Annotated in this window: 17 protein-coding genes; 6 read left to right on the top strand and 11 right to left on the bottom strand. The window is 65.1% G+C overall.

Features of this window, described 5'->3' with window-relative positions; all coding sequences use genetic code 11:
• Nucleotides 1–153: 153 nt before the first annotated feature.
• A complete protein-coding gene (locus VI234_RS00950) occupies nt 154–795 on the bottom strand; it encodes a SatD family protein (protein WP_049942825.1) in 642 nt (213 codons plus the stop codon).
• A gap of 168 nt (nt 796–963) precedes the next feature.
• On the opposite strand from VI234_RS00950, the gene VI234_RS00945 reads away from it, so the two are divergent.
• From VI234_RS00945 to VI234_RS00925, 5 genes are all read left to right on the top strand, one after another.
• On the top strand, nt 964–2,442 hold the full coding sequence (locus VI234_RS00945; RefSeq protein WP_336329006.1) for a cobyric acid synthase: 1,479 nt from the start codon (nt 964–966) through the stop codon (nt 2,440–2,442).
• 60 nt (nt 2,443–2,502) lie between these two features.
• Nucleotides 2,503–3,270 (top strand): nucleotide-binding protein, encoded by a 768-nt coding sequence (locus VI234_RS00940; RefSeq protein WP_008308199.1) that lies wholly within the window; start codon nt 2,503–2,505, stop codon nt 3,268–3,270.
• Nucleotides 3,267–3,824 (top strand): hypothetical protein, encoded by a 558-nt coding sequence (locus VI234_RS00935; protein WP_336329005.1) that lies wholly within the window; start codon nt 3,267–3,269, stop codon nt 3,822–3,824. Before VI234_RS00940 ends, VI234_RS00935 begins: the two co-directional genes overlap by 4 nt.
• A gap of 107 nt (nt 3,825–3,931) precedes the next feature.
• Nucleotides 3,932–5,716 carry an ABC transporter substrate-binding protein gene (locus tag VI234_RS00930; RefSeq protein ID WP_336329004.1) on the top strand — a complete coding sequence of 595 codons (1,785 nt, stop codon included), beginning with the start codon at nt 3,932–3,934 and terminating at the stop codon, nt 5,714–5,716.
• Between the two features lie 3 nt (nt 5,717–5,719).
• Nucleotides 5,720–6,526: a phosphatase PAP2 family protein gene (locus VI234_RS00925; RefSeq protein ID WP_336329003.1), complete on the top strand. Its 807-nt coding sequence runs from the start codon at nt 5,720–5,722 to the stop codon at nt 6,524–6,526.
• 13 nt (nt 6,527–6,539) lie between these two features.
• Here the strand turns inward: VI234_RS00925 and VI234_RS00920 are convergent, their stop codons facing one another.
• The 3 genes from VI234_RS00920 to VI234_RS00910 all read right to left on the bottom strand — a co-directional run bounded on the left by VI234_RS00920 (nt 6,540) and on the right by VI234_RS00910 (nt 9,573).
• Nucleotides 6,540–6,773, bottom strand: a complete 234-nt coding sequence (locus VI234_RS00920; protein ID WP_008308192.1) for an HTH domain-containing protein — start codon at nt 6,771–6,773, stop codon at nt 6,540–6,542.
• Between the two features lie 311 nt (nt 6,774–7,084).
• Nucleotides 7,085–7,900: a helix-turn-helix transcriptional regulator gene (locus VI234_RS00915; protein WP_336329002.1), complete on the bottom strand. Its 816-nt coding sequence runs from the start codon at nt 7,898–7,900 to the stop codon at nt 7,085–7,087.
• A gap of 68 nt (nt 7,901–7,968) precedes the next feature.
• The gene (locus VI234_RS00910) at nt 7,969–9,573 is read right to left on the bottom strand and encodes an FAD-binding domain-containing protein (RefSeq protein WP_336329001.1); all 1,605 of its coding nucleotides are present in this window, start codon (nt 9,571–9,573) and stop codon (nt 7,969–7,971) included.
• Between the two features lie 137 nt (nt 9,574–9,710).
• On the opposite strand from VI234_RS00910, the gene VI234_RS00905 reads away from it, so the two are divergent.
• A complete protein-coding gene (locus VI234_RS00905) occupies nt 9,711–10,223 on the top strand; it encodes a hypothetical protein (RefSeq protein WP_336329000.1) in 513 nt (170 codons plus the stop codon).
• A 58-nt stretch (nt 10,224–10,281) separates the two neighbouring features.
• On the opposite strand, the gene VI234_RS00900 is transcribed toward VI234_RS00905, so the two are convergent.
• From VI234_RS00900 to VI234_RS00870, 7 genes are read right to left on the bottom strand one after another with little or no spacing between them, the layout of a single operon-like run.
• On the bottom strand, nt 10,282–10,815 hold the full coding sequence (locus VI234_RS00900; protein ID WP_336328999.1) for a DUF7261 family protein: 534 nt from the start codon (nt 10,813–10,815) through the stop codon (nt 10,282–10,284).
• A complete protein-coding gene (locus tag VI234_RS00895; protein ID WP_008308187.1) occupies nt 10,812–11,216 on the bottom strand; it encodes a DUF7262 family protein in 405 nt (134 codons plus the stop codon). The genes VI234_RS00900 and VI234_RS00895 overlap by 4 nt, the downstream gene beginning before the upstream one ends.
• Complete coding sequence (locus tag VI234_RS00890) at nt 11,209–11,913, bottom strand: DUF7263 family protein (protein WP_336328998.1); 705 nt, start codon at nt 11,911–11,913, stop codon at nt 11,209–11,211. Before VI234_RS00890 ends, VI234_RS00895 begins: the two co-directional genes overlap by 8 nt.
• A complete protein-coding gene (locus VI234_RS00885) occupies nt 11,910–12,356 on the bottom strand; it encodes a DUF7266 family protein (RefSeq protein WP_008308184.1) in 447 nt (148 codons plus the stop codon). Before VI234_RS00885 ends, VI234_RS00890 begins: the two co-directional genes overlap by 4 nt.
• Nucleotides 12,349–13,074 carry a DUF7289 family protein gene (locus tag VI234_RS00880; protein ID WP_008308182.1) on the bottom strand — a complete coding sequence of 242 codons (726 nt, stop codon included), beginning with the start codon at nt 13,072–13,074 and terminating at the stop codon, nt 12,349–12,351. Before VI234_RS00880 ends, VI234_RS00885 begins: the two co-directional genes overlap by 8 nt.
• Complete coding sequence (locus tag VI234_RS00875) at nt 13,071–14,963, bottom strand: type II secretion system F family protein (protein ID WP_008308180.1); 1,893 nt, start codon at nt 14,961–14,963, stop codon at nt 13,071–13,073. Before VI234_RS00875 ends, VI234_RS00880 begins: the two co-directional genes overlap by 4 nt.
• Nucleotides 14,953–17,190, bottom strand: coding sequence for a type II/IV secretion system ATPase subunit (locus VI234_RS00870; RefSeq protein WP_336328997.1), 2,238 nt, complete (start codon nt 17,188–17,190; stop codon nt 14,953–14,955). The genes VI234_RS00875 and VI234_RS00870 overlap by 11 nt, the downstream gene beginning before the upstream one ends.
• Nucleotides 17,191–17,351 lie beyond the last annotated feature (161 nt).

Genomic DNA, 17,351 nt, shown 5'->3' with positions numbered 1-17,351 from the left:
CACTTGTCGACAGCAACAGAGCGTACCCGGCACCAACTACGACCGCTGAGCGAAATGAGATAGACGAAATCAAATCACCGGTCGCCCAGACAAGACCAAGAATAGCACCGACTGTGACTACGGCCGACGCTGGTGTCCGCCAACTCACAGAACTCATTCCCAGACCTCTGTCATGGCCGCTTCAAGATTTGCTTCGGTTGACAGTACCATCTCCGCCTTTGCCCGCGAAAGCGTCTGTGAGACGGCCTGAATCGATACGTCTCGGTCGTCAGCCAACGCCTGCATACTCTTTCTTTCGCGGTACTCACGGACGATCGACGCCTGGTGTGGCGTCCATTCCTGTTTCCACGCAAACAGTAGGTGTATCTGGTCGGCAAGCAGCGAAAGTAGCCAAGACTTCACGACAGGATCGTGCAGCGCAACGGCCCGACCGTTTTCCGTGATGTCAGCTAGCAACGTATCTGCTTTGTGGAACGCAGGGCCATCCATCTCTGAAACCTCGCTCGTTGTCATCCCCACGTCAACTTCTCCGTGGACAACCGCAAACCGAATCGCAGTCGGGTGTATCGATTCGGTGATTTCCCGGATAGCGCGGTAAGCATGTCCAGGGTTTCTGATGACTCCTCCGACCTCGTCAACCCCCTTCAACACCGAGAACGGCGCAACCGTCTGGTCGGCGAGTGCGTCGGTCGCTCGTGACACGCCCTGATTGAGCGACGCCCGCAACGCCTCTCTATCTGTGACCGACCGTGACTCGATGACATCACCGATGATGACGCACCATCGCTCCGACATAGTCATCGACTCAACCCGATATCGTTTACTTGTTTTGGTTAAACCATTTCACGTTGAGTACCGTGTGAACGGCTAATCCGGATTCAGTTGATTGGGCAGTATTAAATCGATATGGGTTTAGTGATCTGAGCGAAAGACACCAGTGCGTTCGTCTCCCAACACAGCCTGATGGCCCACACGCTGCTGGTCGCCGGGACGGCGAGCCACGTCGGCAAGTCGACCGTCGCGGCCGGGCTCTGTCGCTATCTGGCCGACTGTGGCGTCTCGGTCGCGCCGTTCAAGGCCCAGAACATGAGCAACAACGCCCGGGCGACACCCGGCGGCGAAGTCGGCGTCTCGCAGTACGTCCAGGCCCGCGCGGCCGGCGTCGCGCCGTCGACCGACCACAATCCAGTTCTGCTGAAGCCGCGGGGCGACGGCGAGTCGCAACTGATTCTGGACGGTGAGGCGGTCGGGCATTTTGAGGCCCGGGGGTACTACGACGAACACTGGGGGGACGCCCTCGATGTTGCTCGCGCGGCCCACGGCCGACTCACCGAGTCTCACGACGTGATCGTCGCCGAGGGCGCGGGCTCTATCGCAGAAATCAATCTCCACGACCGCGACCTGGCGAACGTCGAAACGGCGCGCTTCGCCGACGCCGACGTGTTGCTCGTCGCCGACATCGAGCGCGGCGGCGTCTTTGCCTCGCTCGTCGGGACGCTGGAACTGGTCCCCGACGACATCCGGGACCAAGTGGCCGGCGCGGTCATCACGAAGTTCCGCGGGGACCGGTCACTGCTTGCCCCCGGCATCGACGAGTTCGAGGACCGGACCGGCGTCCCCGTTCTCGGCGTCCTCCCGTACGACGACCCGGGGCTCCCAGAGGAGGACAGCGTCGCGCTGCCGCCGGTCGGCGAGCGATCCGTCGTCGGCGCTGACGACGGCGTCCCCGGCGACGAGAGCATTACCGTCGCCGTCCCGCGGCTCCCGCGCATCTCGAACTTCACCGATCTGGAGCCACTCGCCCGCGAACCCGGCGTCAGGGTGGCCTACGTTCCGCCCGACGCCACGCTCGACGAGTTCGACGCGGTGGTCCTGCCGGGGAGCAAGAACACGGTCGACGACCTGCTGGCGCTCACCAACGCGGGCTTTGGCGACCGCCTCCAGTCGTTCGACGGCCCCGTCGTCGGCCTCTGTGGCGGCTACCAGATGCTCGGCGAGGCAATTACGAACGCCGCCATCGAGGGGACCGGCGACACGGACCGGGTCGAGGGGCTGGGCTTGCTCCCCGTGACGACCGAGTTCAGCGAATCGAAAACGGTCGAGCACGTCCAGCGGGACCTCGACGGCGTCGGGCCGCTCTCGGGCGCGAGCGGGACCGTCGAGGGCTACGAGATCCACATGGGCGACTCGACGCTGACCGACGAGGCGGCCCGGCCGTTCGACGGCGACGGGGCGGCGACCGACAGCGTTCTCGGCACATACCTCCACGACCTCTTCGTCAACGAGATTGCCAGAGGTGCCTTCGTACGAAATGCGTTCGAGAGTGCTGGTATTGACTCCCCAGCGGCAAACGAGCGAGAGAGCGGCGACCCGTACGAGCGAGCCGCCGGCCTCGTCGCCGACCACGTCGACCTCGGCCCGCTCGGACTGGCCGATTGGTGACCGTTTGATACTCCTTCAAATTCCGGAAATTTATATACATCTAGCTCGCAATATTCTCCAATGGTCGAAGTGTTCGCGGTCGCCAGTGGGAAGGGCGGGACTGGCAAGACGACGAGCACCGTCGCCCTCGGGATGGCGCTGGCCGACCGCTACGACGTGACGGTGGTCGACGCCGACACGGGCATGGCGAACCTCCTCTTTCACGCCGGCCTCTCCGACGCCGAGACGACGCTGCACGACGTGCTGGCCGACGACGCGCCCGTCGAGGCGGCGGCGTACGACCGGTTCGGGCTGACTGTCGTTCCCTGTGGCACGAGCCTCGACGGGTTCAGGGACGCCGACCCGGACCGGCTCCGGGACGTGGTTGCGACGCTCGCAGAAGACACGGATGTCATCCTGCTGGACTCGCCGCCGGCGCTCGACAGCCGGACCGCCGTCCTTCCGATCGTGCTGGCAGACCGCATCGTCGTCGTCCTCCAGCCGACGATTCCAGCCATCTCGGACGGGCTGAAGGTCCAGGAGTACGCGACGACCTACGACACGGACGTAGCGGGCCTCCTGTTCAACAAAGTCCGCGAGTCCGAGTCCATCGAACAGGTCTCGGAGAAGACCGAGCGGTACTTCGACGGGCCGACGCTGGCCGCGGTCCCCGAAAGCGAGCGGGCCCGTGAGGCACGGCGTGCTGGCCGGCCGCTGCTTGCCCACGCTCCCGAATGCGAGGCGGCGACGGCCTACCGAGCGGCCGCCGAATCGCTCACCGTGCGGGATGGGGCGGCCGCCGACGCCGCCGACCGGTTCCAGAGCGCCGTCATCCCCGAGTCACTATGAAGTTGCCCCGCGGCCGACTCGACAAGTCCCGCGTCGTCACGGACCCGCGGGACACGCTCGCCGACGTGCTCGACCGCGAACTGACCGGCTACGCCGTCTTCGAGTCCCAGGAGACGCTCCTGCTCGACGGCGAGGGGCGGGGCGTCATCACGTTCACTGACGGCGTCCCCGTGCTGGTCTATCACACCGGCACGGACCGCGGCGGGCCGCCGGCGCTCGCGGACCTCGCCGTCCCCGGGCCGTACCACGTCTCGCTGTACGCACTCGACAACGCCGACCTCGAATCGGCACACGAAGCAGCCGACCTCCGAGTCCCGCCCGGGATGCCCGCCGAACGGCTGGGCGGCGACCCGGCACTGGCCGACAGTACGCGACGGGCGGCCCCCGACGAGCGGCTGTCAGCGATGGGCGACGGCGACGCGGCGACGGCCGAAGACGGGGCCGCGGAGCAAAGCGCCGTCGAGGCGTTCTTAGACGACACGGAGAAGATCGAGGCCATCAAGGACCAAGCACGTTCGGAGGCCCGCGAACGCGCTCAGCAGTGGGAGTTCTGAGTGGATTGACGGCACCGCTTGCGTGGGGTTCTATCCGTGACAGCAGCACCCGGAAGTCGTCGGAAGTACAGAGTGTTATATAGGAGGACGTGTTGACACCTGAACATATGTACGGAGCCGGCCAGTCACCTCAGGATGTTTCCAGACGAGCGGTGCTGGGGAGCGCAGCGGCCGGGCTGGCGGCGACGAGCGGCTGTATGCAGCGGCTGCGGACGCTCGCAGGAAACAAAGAATCCCCCGCCGTCTCGCTCTCGATCAAGACGCGCCCGGCGGACGAGGACCCCGGTGCGATGCACATCGCACGCCAGCTGGAGACGTGGTTCGATACCGCCGGTGTCGACACCACCGTTCAGCCGGTGACTGCGACGGAACTGTACCGCCAGACCCTCCTCAACCACGAGTTCGACGCGTTCGTCGCCCGGTATCCATACCGACGGTTTACCGCGGATTCGCTGTACTCGTTTGTCCACTCGTCGTTTGCCGCCGAGCGCGGCTGGCAGAACCCCTTCGGGTTCGCCGATCTCGAAGTCGACGAACTGCTGACGGCACAGCGCCGCCAGTCCGACGACCGCCGAGCCGAGACGCTGGCGTCGCTCCAGAAGCAACTGGCGAACGCCTGCCCGTTTCTCGTCATCGGCACGCCGGACAGCATCCGCGCGGCGAACACGACACGCTTCAGCGGGTGGACCGGCGCGTTCGGGAAGTCACCGTTACGGCTGTTAACCCTCGACCGGGCTGACCCGGAGGCGACGACGCTCAGACTCGTGACGACGGATAGCCGCGTCATGCGGAACCTCAATCCGTTGATGGCCCCGTTCCGTCGGCGTGGCCGGATTACGAGCCTCGTGTACGACTCGCTCGCTCGGCAGTATCAGGGTGGATTGGTTCCCTGGACGGGGGTCGACTGGGAGTGGGACACGTCCCGGCCCGACGGGCCAGTACTGCGAGTCACACTGCGTGACGACCTCCAGTGGCACGACGGCGAGGCACTGACCGCGGCGGACGTGGCGTTCACCTACCGGATGGTGGCCGACACCTCGCTCGGGACCTTCGAGCAGGCGGTGCCGCCGACGCGGTACCGCGGCCGCGCCACAGTGGTGACCGCGGCTACCGCCATCGACGAGCGGACGGTCGAACTCACCTGTACGGACTGCAGTCGTGCAGTCGCGGAGCGGGCACTCACCGCGCCGCTGTTGGCCGAACACGTCTGGCGCGAGCGGGCGAGCGAGGCCGACATCGGCGGGGTCGGCATCGGTGCCGCGACGACGGAAGCGCTCGTGACTGATGCCATCCCTCCGGTCGGGAGCGGCCCGCTCCAGTTCGACACCGCGAGCGACCGCGAGTCGCTGCGGCTGACCCTGTTCGAGGACCACTTCAGAACGACGATTGATCCCGCGGACAGCGTCGCAGCGAGCGCGCTCGACCCGCCCTTTGACGCGGTCGAGGTCGGGTTCGTCGGCTCGGATTCCACTGCCGTCGAACTCGTCGAGAGCGGCGACGCCGATGCGACCGCCGTCGGCGTCGGTTCGGACCTCGTTCGGACTATCGGGCGGGCCGACGACCTCACGCTGTTGCTGGACCAAGGCGACTCGTTTTACTTTCTGGGGTTCAACGTCCGGTCCGCGCCGCTGTCGAACTCGCGGTTCCGGAACCTCCTGTCCCACCTCGTCGACCGCCAGTATCTCGTCGACACCGTGTTCGACGGCTACGCGACACCGGCTGTCAGTCCGCTCGCAGGGACAGGACAGGTGCCGGAGACGTTGCAGTGGGAGCCAGGTGGCACAGTCACTCCGTTTCTCGGGTCCGACGGCGAACTGGACACGGAGCAGGTCCGGTCGGCGTTCCGGGAGGCCGGCTATCGGTACGACACGGGTACGCTCCTCCAATCGTAGCGTATGAACGTCGTCTCTGTCTTCTCCGAGGTCGCCGTCGTCGTCTCGCTGTTGCTTGCCGTCGGTGTCGCCGGTATCGTCGGCCCGGACCGCATTCGGTCGGAACTGCCGGCGCTACGGACGCGGCTCCGTCAGGCGGCCCGTCCACTGCTCTTACTCGGGGCTGTGCTGGCCGCCAACAGCGTCGTCCGTGATTTCGGCGTCGGGCTGTCCTGGCTCATCGGCAGCAACATCACGAAGACGATCTACGCCATCGAAGGGTCGTTCGTCGCCTCGCTCCAGTCGCTCGCACCGGCGTGGTTCACGCTGTATCTGGGGTTCGTGTACGTGTACGGCTACGCGTTCCTGCTGGTGTTTCCGCTGGTGCTGACGCTGCTGTTGACAAACACCCGCTATCTCAGAGAGACCGCGTTCGCCTATACGGTCAACTACGTCATCGGCCTGCTCTGCTACGTGCTGTTCGTCGCGTACGGCCCGCGGAACTTCGCGCCGGATACGGTCGAACCGCTCCTGTACGACACGATACCCCGCTTTCAGCTAGTGACGAGCCAGATCAACGCCAACACGAACGTCTTCCCGTCGCTGCACACGTCGCTGTCGGTGACAGTCGCACTCATGGCCTACCGCCTCCGGGCCGAATATCCGCGCTGGCTCCCGGTCGCAACGTGCCTGGCCGGCAGCGTCGTCCTCTCGACGATGGTGCTTGGTATCCACTGGGCGACCGACGTAGTCTTTGGAGTCCTGCTCGGAGCCCTCAGTGTGTACGTCGCGACACGCCCTCGGTTTCACTCCGAAAACGAATCGTCGTGACGGCACATCCGCATCAATCCGCTCGCACGGGGATCCACCACACCCGCGACCGGCCCCCGACTTTCTTGCTCGTGATATCTGTCTCTGATTCGAGGTCGTGGAGTTTGTTCAGTGCAGTCCGTCGCGAACAGCCGAGTCTGTCCGCCACCTCCGACGCCGTGAGTGGCTCCGCGTAATCGTTTCGGTGTCTGAACACCTCGATAACGTCCGATTCAGTGTACTGAATCTCCCGTCCAGGCGGAGACATACTTCTGTCAACGATTGCCACATACTTATACTGTCGGCTATTATTTCATTCTGGGTGAAAGTATAGAAACACAGCCCGTTGTTGTCGCAAAACGATCCGGACGTCGGATCAGAATAGCATGAACGTTCTAAGCTGTTACAGCCCCTGTAACATGTTTTGTGTCCCGAAACAGTTACAGCGAATAAGTATAGGCCCCCACCGGCTATACCATGCTCCGGGGATACGCCATCCCGCCCTCCAGTGAGTGCTGGCGCGCCGACCAGTGCTCCCTTCGGCCCTTCCACACCGGATTCCATCCGTGAGCGACTGGATTATTGCTTGTTTTCTTGCACCGACAGGACCGATTCAAGCGGCTGTGACCGCGCTCTGTATCGGTCGAACACCGTCTCAGCCCAGCTATACACCGCTGTGGCGTCGGATTCGGCTATCGCCCGGACGTTGTTCCGGTCGTCGTAGGCCGCCAGACAGACCCGCGAGCGGTCCAGCGCGAGGCCAATATCAAGCGGAGTATCGTGGACGTACGTATCGATGTTCTCGTGTTCGACGCCTCGATCCAGCGCGTCTGCGAAGTCCGACGCTGACCGTTCGAGGACGCTGTGGTCGATGATGAACTCGATATGCGTCCCCATTTCGAGCAGGTCCACCGCGACATCGTTGAACACCGATGTAACGATCGGCGAGATGGCCCGAACGTCGCCGTCGACCTCGTGCAGCCAGTCCGTGAACCGATCAATCGCGGCCAGCGGGTTCTGTTCGGAACTCGTCGTGAGACAATCGGGGTCTAACAGCTCCGCCGGGAGGTCCGCTGCGATGGAACCCAGGTGGGCGGCCAGCGGACCGACCACCCGAGCCCGTTCGACCTCGCTCATGAGTGCCGAGTACTGGTCCAACACCCGATGTCCAGTCACCGTGAGCCGGTACTCGCCGTCCCGTTTGACGACCCACTGCCGCTCGGAGAAGCCCGCGAGTATCCGCTGGATCGTGGTGCGAGTCGCGTCCACCGCATCGCACAGATCGGTCGGCCGCGCCGGACGCTCCCGGAGCTGGGCCAGCACCGCGAACCGCTGTGGTGACCCAGTAAGGAACTGGCAGTCCTCGAAAACGGTGTCGTCCGGACCCTCCGCCATTGGATACGTCTGTGTGCGCGACCGTCTTAGCCTCTTTGGCGTTTGGCAACACTGAACGAATTGTGGAGCTACTCGTCACCGAACGAGCCGAGGGTGCTTTGGGTCCCGCCGTCTTCCGCGCCGTTCGACGCATCCGTCCCGTGTTCCGCGGCGATACGTGCAGCCGCTTCGCGGCCGCCGGAGAAGGAGGCGTGGCGCGCGATGGCGGGGTCCCGCAGGGTGTCGGCCGCGTCGGCGCTGACTTCCTCGTAACGCCTGCGAAACGCCTGTCTAGCCGCGTCGTAGTCGACGACCGGGTGCGGGTAGTCTTCGCCAATGCTGACGCCACAGGATGCCTGTACGTGGACCGGCGTCCCCTCGGGCCGGTCGAGGTACTCGTCGGGGAGCGAATCGAGTTCGGGCACCCACCGACGGATGAACTCGCCGTCCGGGTCCTGATCGCGGACCTGCTTTCGGGGGTTGTACAGCCGGAGCGTCGGCTTGCCGATCAGGCCGCACTGGGACTGCCACTGTGTGTAGTTGATCGCCGCCGAGGCGTCAATGAGGTGATGGGAGAACCAGTCCGCGCCGATCCGCCAGGGCTGCTGGAGCAGGTGATAGTAGACCGAGGCACACATCGCCCGCATCCGGAAGTTGAGCCAGCCGGTCTCTTTGAGACACCGCATCGACGCGTCGACCATCGGAAACCCGGTCCGTCCGTACTTCCATGCTTCCACCAGCTCGGGGTCGTACTGCGCCGCGTTGAACCCCTCGAACACCGGGTTCACCGCCGCATCGAGCCAGCCGGGCCAGTCTTCGAGTTTCTGTTCGTAGTGCTTGTTCCAGAACAGCCGCGAGACGAACATCTCTTTCCCGCGGCTGTCGGGGGCGTGGGCCTCGATGTACTGGATGACTTGCCGCACGGAGAGACAACCGAACGCGAGATACGGCGAGAGCCCGCTGGTCCCGTCTCGCGCGTCCGTCGGCGCGGAGATGTTCCCCGGATAGTCGTCGATCCGCTCGACGAACGCCGACAGCCGTTCGCGCGCTGGCCCGGTCCCGCCGCGGGGCACGTCGGATTTCGACGGCGTGACGCCGTAGTGGTCCTCGATTGTGCTGATGTCGATGCCGGTATCGAAGCTCCGTGAGGTGACCGTGCTCGGGTCCCAATCGTACTGGTCGGCGGAGAACCACGCCGACACGTCGTCCTGCCACCTGTCGCGGGTCTCCGCTCGGTCCCGAACCAGCCCGTCGCCGTCGACGAATGTCACGTCACACTGGTCCCGAACGCGGCGGTCCCGCTCGCGGCCGTAGCGTCCCGTGGGAACGGCCATCGTCACGATCTCCCAGCCGGCCTCGCGGAACCGCCCCAGCACGTCCACCGGGTCCCCGTGGGCGTAAGTGAGCCCGCGACCAGTCGCGGTGTGGTACTGGTCTGAGAGGTCGGCCAGACAGTCGTGCAGGAACCGGATACGGCTGTCACAGGCGAGGCCGTCCGCACCGTAGAACGCCGGGTCGAACACGAACAGCGGAAGCACGTACTCGGACGCTGCGGCCCTCGATACCGCGGCCTGATCGCGAATCCGAAGGTGTTCACGATGCCAGACGACTGTGCCGGATGCATCGCTCTCAAGCGTCGGAATCGCGTCTTGCCGCGGCGTGTCCAGCGTCTCGTCCGACTCTAGTCCCGCCATACGCGCTATTGGTTCAGCATTGGACCACAGGTACCACTGTCTTTCGTCTCTCGAAGCCACAGTGTTCGAGAGGGGGGACTGGAGAACCACGACCGGCTACCAGAAGGGTTACACCGCGGGACCCGCGCTAGTCGATAATGGAATTCGAGTCCACACGCCGACGATTCATGGAACTCGCCGGAGCAAGCGCGACAGTGTCGCTCGCCGGCTGTAACGCCCTCCAGGGTGGCGACGGAGACGGAGCGAACACGGGTACAGGGCCACAGAGCCAGAGCGCGGACGCGGACTCCGCGACCGTGACGGTCGTGGTCGAACCGGACCAGACACAGTTGCGGGAACGACAGCAGGAGATCCAATCCGAACTCCAGGCAGGGAATCTCACACAGAGCGAGGCACAGGCCGAATACCGTACCGCACAGGAGAACCTTGCCGAAGACGCAATCACCTCGTTCGAGGAGCGCGCGACGTCTGACCTCGGTCTCACTGTCGACGATTCTATTTCCGAAGCAGGTGCGCTGCTGGTCACCGGTCCACCAGCCGGCCTCATCGATACCCTTTCAATCGAGAGTGTCACCGGGATCCTCTCACAGGCGACGTTCGAACAGATCCGATCCCAGGCTCGAACCGAGACGCCGGGAGCATCCGAGTAACGGGCACTACGGACTGTCTACTGATTTTCCGCGAGTAGTGCCGTTTTTGTTCGGACGCTCACCGCGAGGACTGACCGCTGGTCGCTAGAACCACGGTGACGGTGGTTTCGCCGCGTTCGGTTGTCGTCGTCACGTCGAAGCCGACGGCGAGAACGTGCGTGCGGCCTACCCGGTCCTGAGCAACGACGCCGCGATCGGCGACGCAGTCCCCGAACTGGCGGTCCGGCCCGGACAGACAGTTCACGTCTTTCCACTGCCGTGTTGCAGTACCGTTGTAGGTTATATTGTAGTGGACACCGTCTTCGATTCGGGAGGTCTGGAGTCGGTCGAGCCGAGGCTGCAACCCCGTCCGAACGGCCGTCACTGCCGAATCGTTCGCGGCCCAAGCGTACTGGCTCGGGATGGACGTGCTCTCTGTCGCGACGGCTCGCTCAAGGACCCGAAGCGCGTCAGCCGAGGGATCGTCGTCGTAGTCGGCCGTCGCCCGAACGTCGTCGTGATAGCCCAGTTGCAGGGACGCAAAGAGAATCGGGACAAGTGCCACAGCCACAACGGTGGCCGCAACGAGGACTAGCTGTCCGCGCCGGGTCATGCGTACCACACGATGATTTGGACACTCCCGTGTCCTGTCGGTACAGTTGCGGTCCCAGTGCTGACGCCCTGTGGCGTCGGTGTTCCGACCGCTCCGTGCGGTGTTTCGACCCGGAAGAGGACGTTGTCGGGCAGGATACGGGCGACCCGGTTCGAAAGCGCGTCCCGTTCGCGGTCGAACGCCGTCGGACTCGACACGATCTCCTGCAGTCGCGTCGCTCCGCTGTGTCGCGGCGGGTCGTTAGCCAGCAGCGCCGCCGTATCGGAGGCGTAGGCGTCGAGCTGTGGCCCCTGCCGGTCCGGCGCTGGTGTTCCCAGGGCAAACCCGAGCGCGACGCCGAGAATCAGTACTGTCCCGAGGGCAACTTCCACGAGCGACAGCGGCAGCTGGGCTCTACGCATCGACGGTCACCACCAGGGTTTCCTTCGTCGACTGCGGGGCGTCGTACGCTACGGTCACGTTCCCGGGTTCGAGTCGGCCGGCGCGCTGGAAGCGCAGTTCCGTCGTCTCGTAAGGGACCAGTGGGACCTCATAGCTGCCGTCCAGCCCGCTTCGGTTATGCAGGACGACCCGGTCGTTAGTGCGGACCGTCCAGACGGTCGTGCCGGCCGGCGGGTCGATGGTTACAGTGGCCTGCGCGCTCCGACGGGGGAGCATCACTGCGTCGGTCGTCGTGAGGTCGGGCGTGAGGGTGCGTTGCTCCCGAGACTCGACTACGACGAGTCGGCTGATTCGTGTCCCGCTGTGAACCGTGCCGCTACGTGCGATCTCCTCGTCAGCCAACTCGACGCTGACCGCGTACTCACCGGCCGGCGGTGCGCTCTCCTCCAACGCCGACTGGTCGAAGTCGTCCACCCGAGATTTGTTGAGGACGTTGCTCCGGGCGGCCAGCGGCCCGTCCGTCGCGACGAGTCGGTCGGCAATCGCGGCGGCGACCCGTCGCTCGTCAGGAGTCCGGTCCGCGCCGGCAATCGCGGTGTCAGCCATCGCGACCCCCAGTCCGGTGACGACAGTCAACAGCACGAGCGCGATGCCCAGCGCTGGTAGCGACGTCTGTGCGCGAGTAGAATGGGCACAGCGACGGTTCGGCGCGGTCATCGCTCAGCCTCCAGTGTCACCGTCACGCTCCCCCGCGTTCCGGAGACAGCGACGACGGTCGGACTGCCGCTCTGCCACTCGCCTTCGAAGGTATCGACTCTGTCGGGCAACAATGGCTGTGTTCGGCCACCGATTTCGGGATCAGGGTGGTCGAGGACGAGAGCATCCCCGTCAGTCCGGATGCTGTATCCTGCTCCGTCGATGGTCTCCGGCAGCGATACCCGAACAGTTGCCGAGGCAGTCCGAGCATCCGGCGGGATAGCCTGCTCGACGCGGGCCGTCGCTTCGGCGAGCGTCCGGTCGCCGAGTTCCGCCCCGACGGCGGATTGGTACGCTGGGACAGTGCCGCCGTACAGCGTGGTCGTCACTAGTCCGATGTACAACAGCACGAGCCCCATGCTCAGCAGTTTCTCGACGACGGTGCTGAGCGCACGGTTATCCATGCCCCACCTCCGTCCGCATATCGTGGCGAACTAGATACAGCGTCCGGCGGCCCGGGAACGTCGCCACGACGCTCTGAACGCCGTCGCCGTCGATATCCCTGACTCGCGTGGTTGCACCGACACGCTGGAAGTACTCGGTGAACGGACGGGGCGTCTCCGTCTCGATAGCCACGCTATAGTTGTCGGCCGGGAGCCGTTCGCGTTCGTGGCTGACGTTCTGGCGAATGCCCGCAGACACACCGCCGGCCCCGGACACCGTGCCGCCGCTGGCGTTGACGAGCGGTGCGCCGACGATGACCGCCGTGTCGTCCCGCGTCGCCGTCACCGGCGGGTCCGATTCGAGCCAGGCGTTACCCTGCGTGCCGCGCACGACGCTTCCGCCGAGAAAGCGAACGCGGTTGTCGCCGGAGTCGTACACTATCGCGTCGATGGGGACCGTCCGCTGAACTCCGGAATCATTGAGGACTCGGAGTTCTCGCTCTACCGTCGTCAGCCGCCCCTCCGTGAACCGGACGCGAGCGGTCTGCTGGCCCGTCTGCTCGACCGGCCGGAACGCCGTCTCGAACGTGTTGGCGACGCGGGTCTCGTCGGCAGTCGCAGTGTGGCCGTCGACGACGGTTCCGACGACAGCCGTCAGTCCACCGAGCGCGACGACGGTCAGCCCCAGCAGCAACACCACGCCGACGACGTGTGACTGGGCGTCAGTGTCGAACCTCAAATCAGACCAGCCCCCGCGAAGACGACGTAGGCGATGAGTACCAGTCCAGAAGAGTGCAACAGCGCTTCGTAGGCCCCGCGACTCGCCGTGCCGGCGAACCAGCCACAGGCCAGCATCGTCGCTTGCGTGACGACGTAGAACCGATGTTGCTCCCGTGCGGGTTTGATTGCAGTCGGGTCGAACGCGATGTTCGCGCCGCCCGAAACTGCCGACAGTTGTGCGAAGCTATCGAGGACGTAGACGTTGACGGCGACGGTGATACCGATAACGAGCAGTGCTGTCGTCCAGCCGACCGCAACGTAGACCAGCAGGGCCGAACGGATGGATTTCCGCAGATGGTAGAGTTGTCCTATCTCTGTCTGGAGCGTCTCGAAGACGTCCTCCGCATCGCTCCCCGTATCCAGCGCGCCGACGACCAGCCCGATGGTCTGTTCGGCCATCGGCGTGCCGACACGGTCGACGAACTGGTCAAGCGCCGCGGCCCGGCGGTCGGCCGCGGAGTCGCCGGGACTGTCACCGAGTGAGAGCGTGAACGCGAGCGACTGGACGTCACTGGCGAGCGCACCGAGCTCCACGTCGTCGGCGACACGCCGGACTGCCTCGGGAAACGGACGGCCCAGCGCGACGTGGCCGGCGACGGCGTGAACGAAGTCCTGAATCTCTCGGTCTTTCGCGTCGTCCGCTCTGGCCCGGCGGACCGTCACCACGCCGACGGGGACGCCAACGGTGGCATACGAGAGGAGCGCGACGTTGACCGGACGGTAGCCCAGCGACCAGAGGCCGGCCGCGACGACGGCGCCTAGCGGCACGCAGGCGAGGAGTGCGCTCGCGGGATTCGAGGGGATGGTTGTGAGTATCGCAACGGGGCCGTCCGGCAGGCTGTAACTCGGGGCGGCCGTGTTGCGTGGCCGGAGCGTAGCCACGACGAAGGCCGCCAGCAAGCCGGCGGCCAGCACGAACGCCGCACTGCCGTAGACGACGATGGCACGGACAGTCGTCTCGCCGAGCGGCGTGGGAACTGGTTCGGAGAGGCCGGGCGCAAGAATGCCCATCACAGTGACGATGAGAACCACGAGCGCCGGCAACACCAGCAACACGACGAATAGCTCCGCAAGCAGTTCGAGATAGCCGGTCGCCCGTTCGTGCTGCCGGCTCTGCTCGTGGGAGAGTAAGCGGCCCTCCATCTCCAGGTACCCCTCAAGCGCCTCGGCGCTCTGGTTCGCGTGTTCGCGGAACTTCAGCAGAAACGGTGCAAGCAGGTCCCGTGAAGGGGTTTCGCTTGCGACCCGCTCGATACCGGTGTCGAGACTGCCGGTGAGAATGCCCTGATTGAGCGCGCGCCGGAAGGCGACCGCCGTCTCGCCGTATGCGTCCTGTTCGGCAACGGCGCGGAGCATCTCGCGCCGGTCGTGGGTTCCGGAGGCGAGCACTCTGAGGTATCGGACTGCGCCGGGGAGCGTGGCCGCGATGTCGGCGCTCCGGGCGCTCGCGACCCACGAGAGATATCGGTTCCCGGCGACGAACACGCCCCGCTTGAGCGCGAGTCCAGCGACGGTTCCGATGCCGGTGGCCACGAGAAGTCGAGGGACTTCCGGCAGCGCCAGCCGATTGATGACCGGGAGGCTCTGCTGGAGCACCGCGACGAACGAGTCGAAGGTCCCCGGCGGCACGAGCATCGCTGTCGTCGCGGTTCCGACGACACCCACAACGAGCGCCAGCCACGACAGCCCGTACACTCTGGCGACGTAGACGCCGAAGCCGGCGCTCGGATAGGCGGCCCGGTAGCGGTCGCGGGTGCTCGCGTGCCGGTCGTCCTCGGCGTGGTGGGCGAACAGAGCGTACAGGCCCCGGTCGAGCAAGCCAAGTGTCCCGCCGCCCTCAGTCGTCACCCGTACTGACCTCCAGTTGCGGGTCGTCGGGCGTCCCGGCCTGTCGCCGCAGTCGCTCGACGGTCGCTGCCTCGTTCGTCTCTAAGTCGGCCAGGACGCCGAACAGGTCGTCGAAGTCGGTCAGCCCCTCCTGGACGAGATACTGCACGTAGCGATGGCGGCGGTGGAACGCGTCCTCGACGGCCGACACTGGTTCGTCCCGGAGGTCCGAAAGTCGGTCGAGAATGCCGGTGTCGACCCGCCGCTGCTCGTCGCCGAACTGCGGGTGGTCGTAGGCGAGTTCGAAGCTTCCGTCCGGTCGCCGCCAGCAGACGCTGTTCCAGTGGATGGTCGTCCCGTCCTTGTGTATCGTCCCGCTCCGGTCGCCCTCGGTCTCGACCATCGATGGGTCGTCGACGAACTCGACCACTTCGCCGACGTAGCGCTCTCCGCCGACGTGGCGGGGGAACACGACCAGGTCGATCTCTTCGAGCAGGTAGGTCGGCAAGCCCTTCTCGATGACGCGGTTGACCAGCGACTCGATATCGTCGGCGTGGGTCGTCCCGATGACGCCGTGGCCGGTGTTGAGCGTTTCAGCGAAGGTTTCGAACGACGCGGCCGTGTTGATCTCCGCGATGACCTCGACATCGGGGTTCAGGTAATTGCACTGTGTCATCAGGTCGGCCATCGTCACGCGGCGGTGGTCCCGCTCGTGGTCTCTCGTGGTGAGCGAGACGCCGGTCTCGTGTGGAATCCGAACCTCACGCGACCCTTCGTCGATACTGATGGGACGGTCCCGATACGGGATAAACGGCATATGCGCGTTCATAAGGGTCGTTTTGCCGGCTCCCGTGGGTCCCGAAAAGAGGACCACGCCATGAGACTCGTACAGGAGCCACAGTAGCGCGACGAGTTCCGTCGGCAGTGAGTCCCGCTGGACTAAGTCGACCGGCGTCATCGCGTCGCTCGACTGTTTGCGGATGGAGATGTGTGGACCGCCTTCGCTGATAGTCGGTAAGGCAACTGCACAGCGGATGGTGTCGTCGGCGTCGTGGAGGGCGTCCCCGTCCGGGTCGATGTTGACCTTCGCGCTCGGGTTCGAGGCGTTGAGTTCGACGCCGTCGTCGGCGGCCAGTTGCGTGACGACGTTGACGAAGGCCGCCTCGGAGTCGAAAGCGAGATTGGTCGGTACCCGGCCGTCGTGGCCGAGATCGGCGCGTGGGAGGACCTTCACGCGCTCGTCGACGCGGTTCGCCTCGATGTCTTCCAGCGTGTGGTCCCGGATCGGGACAGTGAGCTTACCGTAGCCGACGAGATCACGAAGCACGTAGTACAGCAGGTCGTCGAGGCGGTCGTCGGCGAACCGATGGTCGACCGGTGGCACGGCCAGGTCGAGTTCGGCCAGCGCCGACCGGAGCCGGTAGCGGACGGCGTCGACCCATTCGGTCGTGTTGCGGACGGTCAACTGCCGGGCCAGGAGCGAGCGAGCACGCTCCCGTACGAACTCGACACGGTCCTGGACGACGCCGTCGACGCCGGTCTCCCAGACGCGCTCCTTGCACACCTCGATGAGCTGCTCGTCGCCGGGGAGCAGGTCCGGCTCTCGGACCGCGTACTTCGTCGTGAACGGGTCGGCACCGAGGAGATGCTCGCGGTAGACGACGACCGGAATCTCGAAGCCCTGGAACCGGACGGTGTGGCGCTCGACACGCTCGCTCGCGAAGCGGTTCAGATACGCCGGGTCCGGGCCAAGGTCGGTCTCGGCCGGGGCGTAATCGTCGGTATGGACGACGACGCCGTCGTTGGTCACGTCAGCAACGTCGATTCGGGAGTCCAGTGCGTACGGGGTCAGGTCGTCGAAGCACGCCAGCGACGAGAGCGCGTGGTACTCGATTCGACGACGGCTCGCCGGCGACGCGTCGATCAGTCGGTCGATGACCCGTCGGTGTTTCGCGTCGAACCCCCCGTTCATCCGCTCGACGGCCCCCTCACGCGTCCGTGGTCGCTCGATGTTCGCACCTGCGAAGTGTGATTCGACAGTCGACAGTGCGTCAGCCTCTGCCGCTGAAAGTACCGGATCACGGACATCGTACCGGAACCCGCTGCGTTCCCGTCGGACGGTCACGACGACGCCCGGATACACCTCGTCTTGCTCACGAACGTCCGGCGCGTACCAGGCGTCGGCGGCGTCCGGTGGCGTCGGTGCGGGAACCACCGGTGCGGTCTCCGTGCCAGCCTGTGCGGTCATACGCAGTTTTAAACTAGCTATTGTACTTAAAGTTGTAGACTTAGTTTTGCGGAATTTAATTAAAATATAATCTCTCTATATGGAGAATGTGAGTTGGAGTACAGACCATGAAAACACTCTGTCAGCATAGAGGCATACGAGCACAATAGGGGGTGTCTGAT

This window comes from Haloarcula sp. CGMCC 1.2071, from assembly GCF_037078445.1.
GTDB classification, from domain to species: Archaea; Halobacteriota; Halobacteria; order Halobacteriales; family Haloarculaceae; genus Haloarcula; species Haloarcula amylolytica.
Note: the sequence above shows the minus strand (reverse complement) of the source record. Positions and strands in the feature narration are given on the sequence as shown.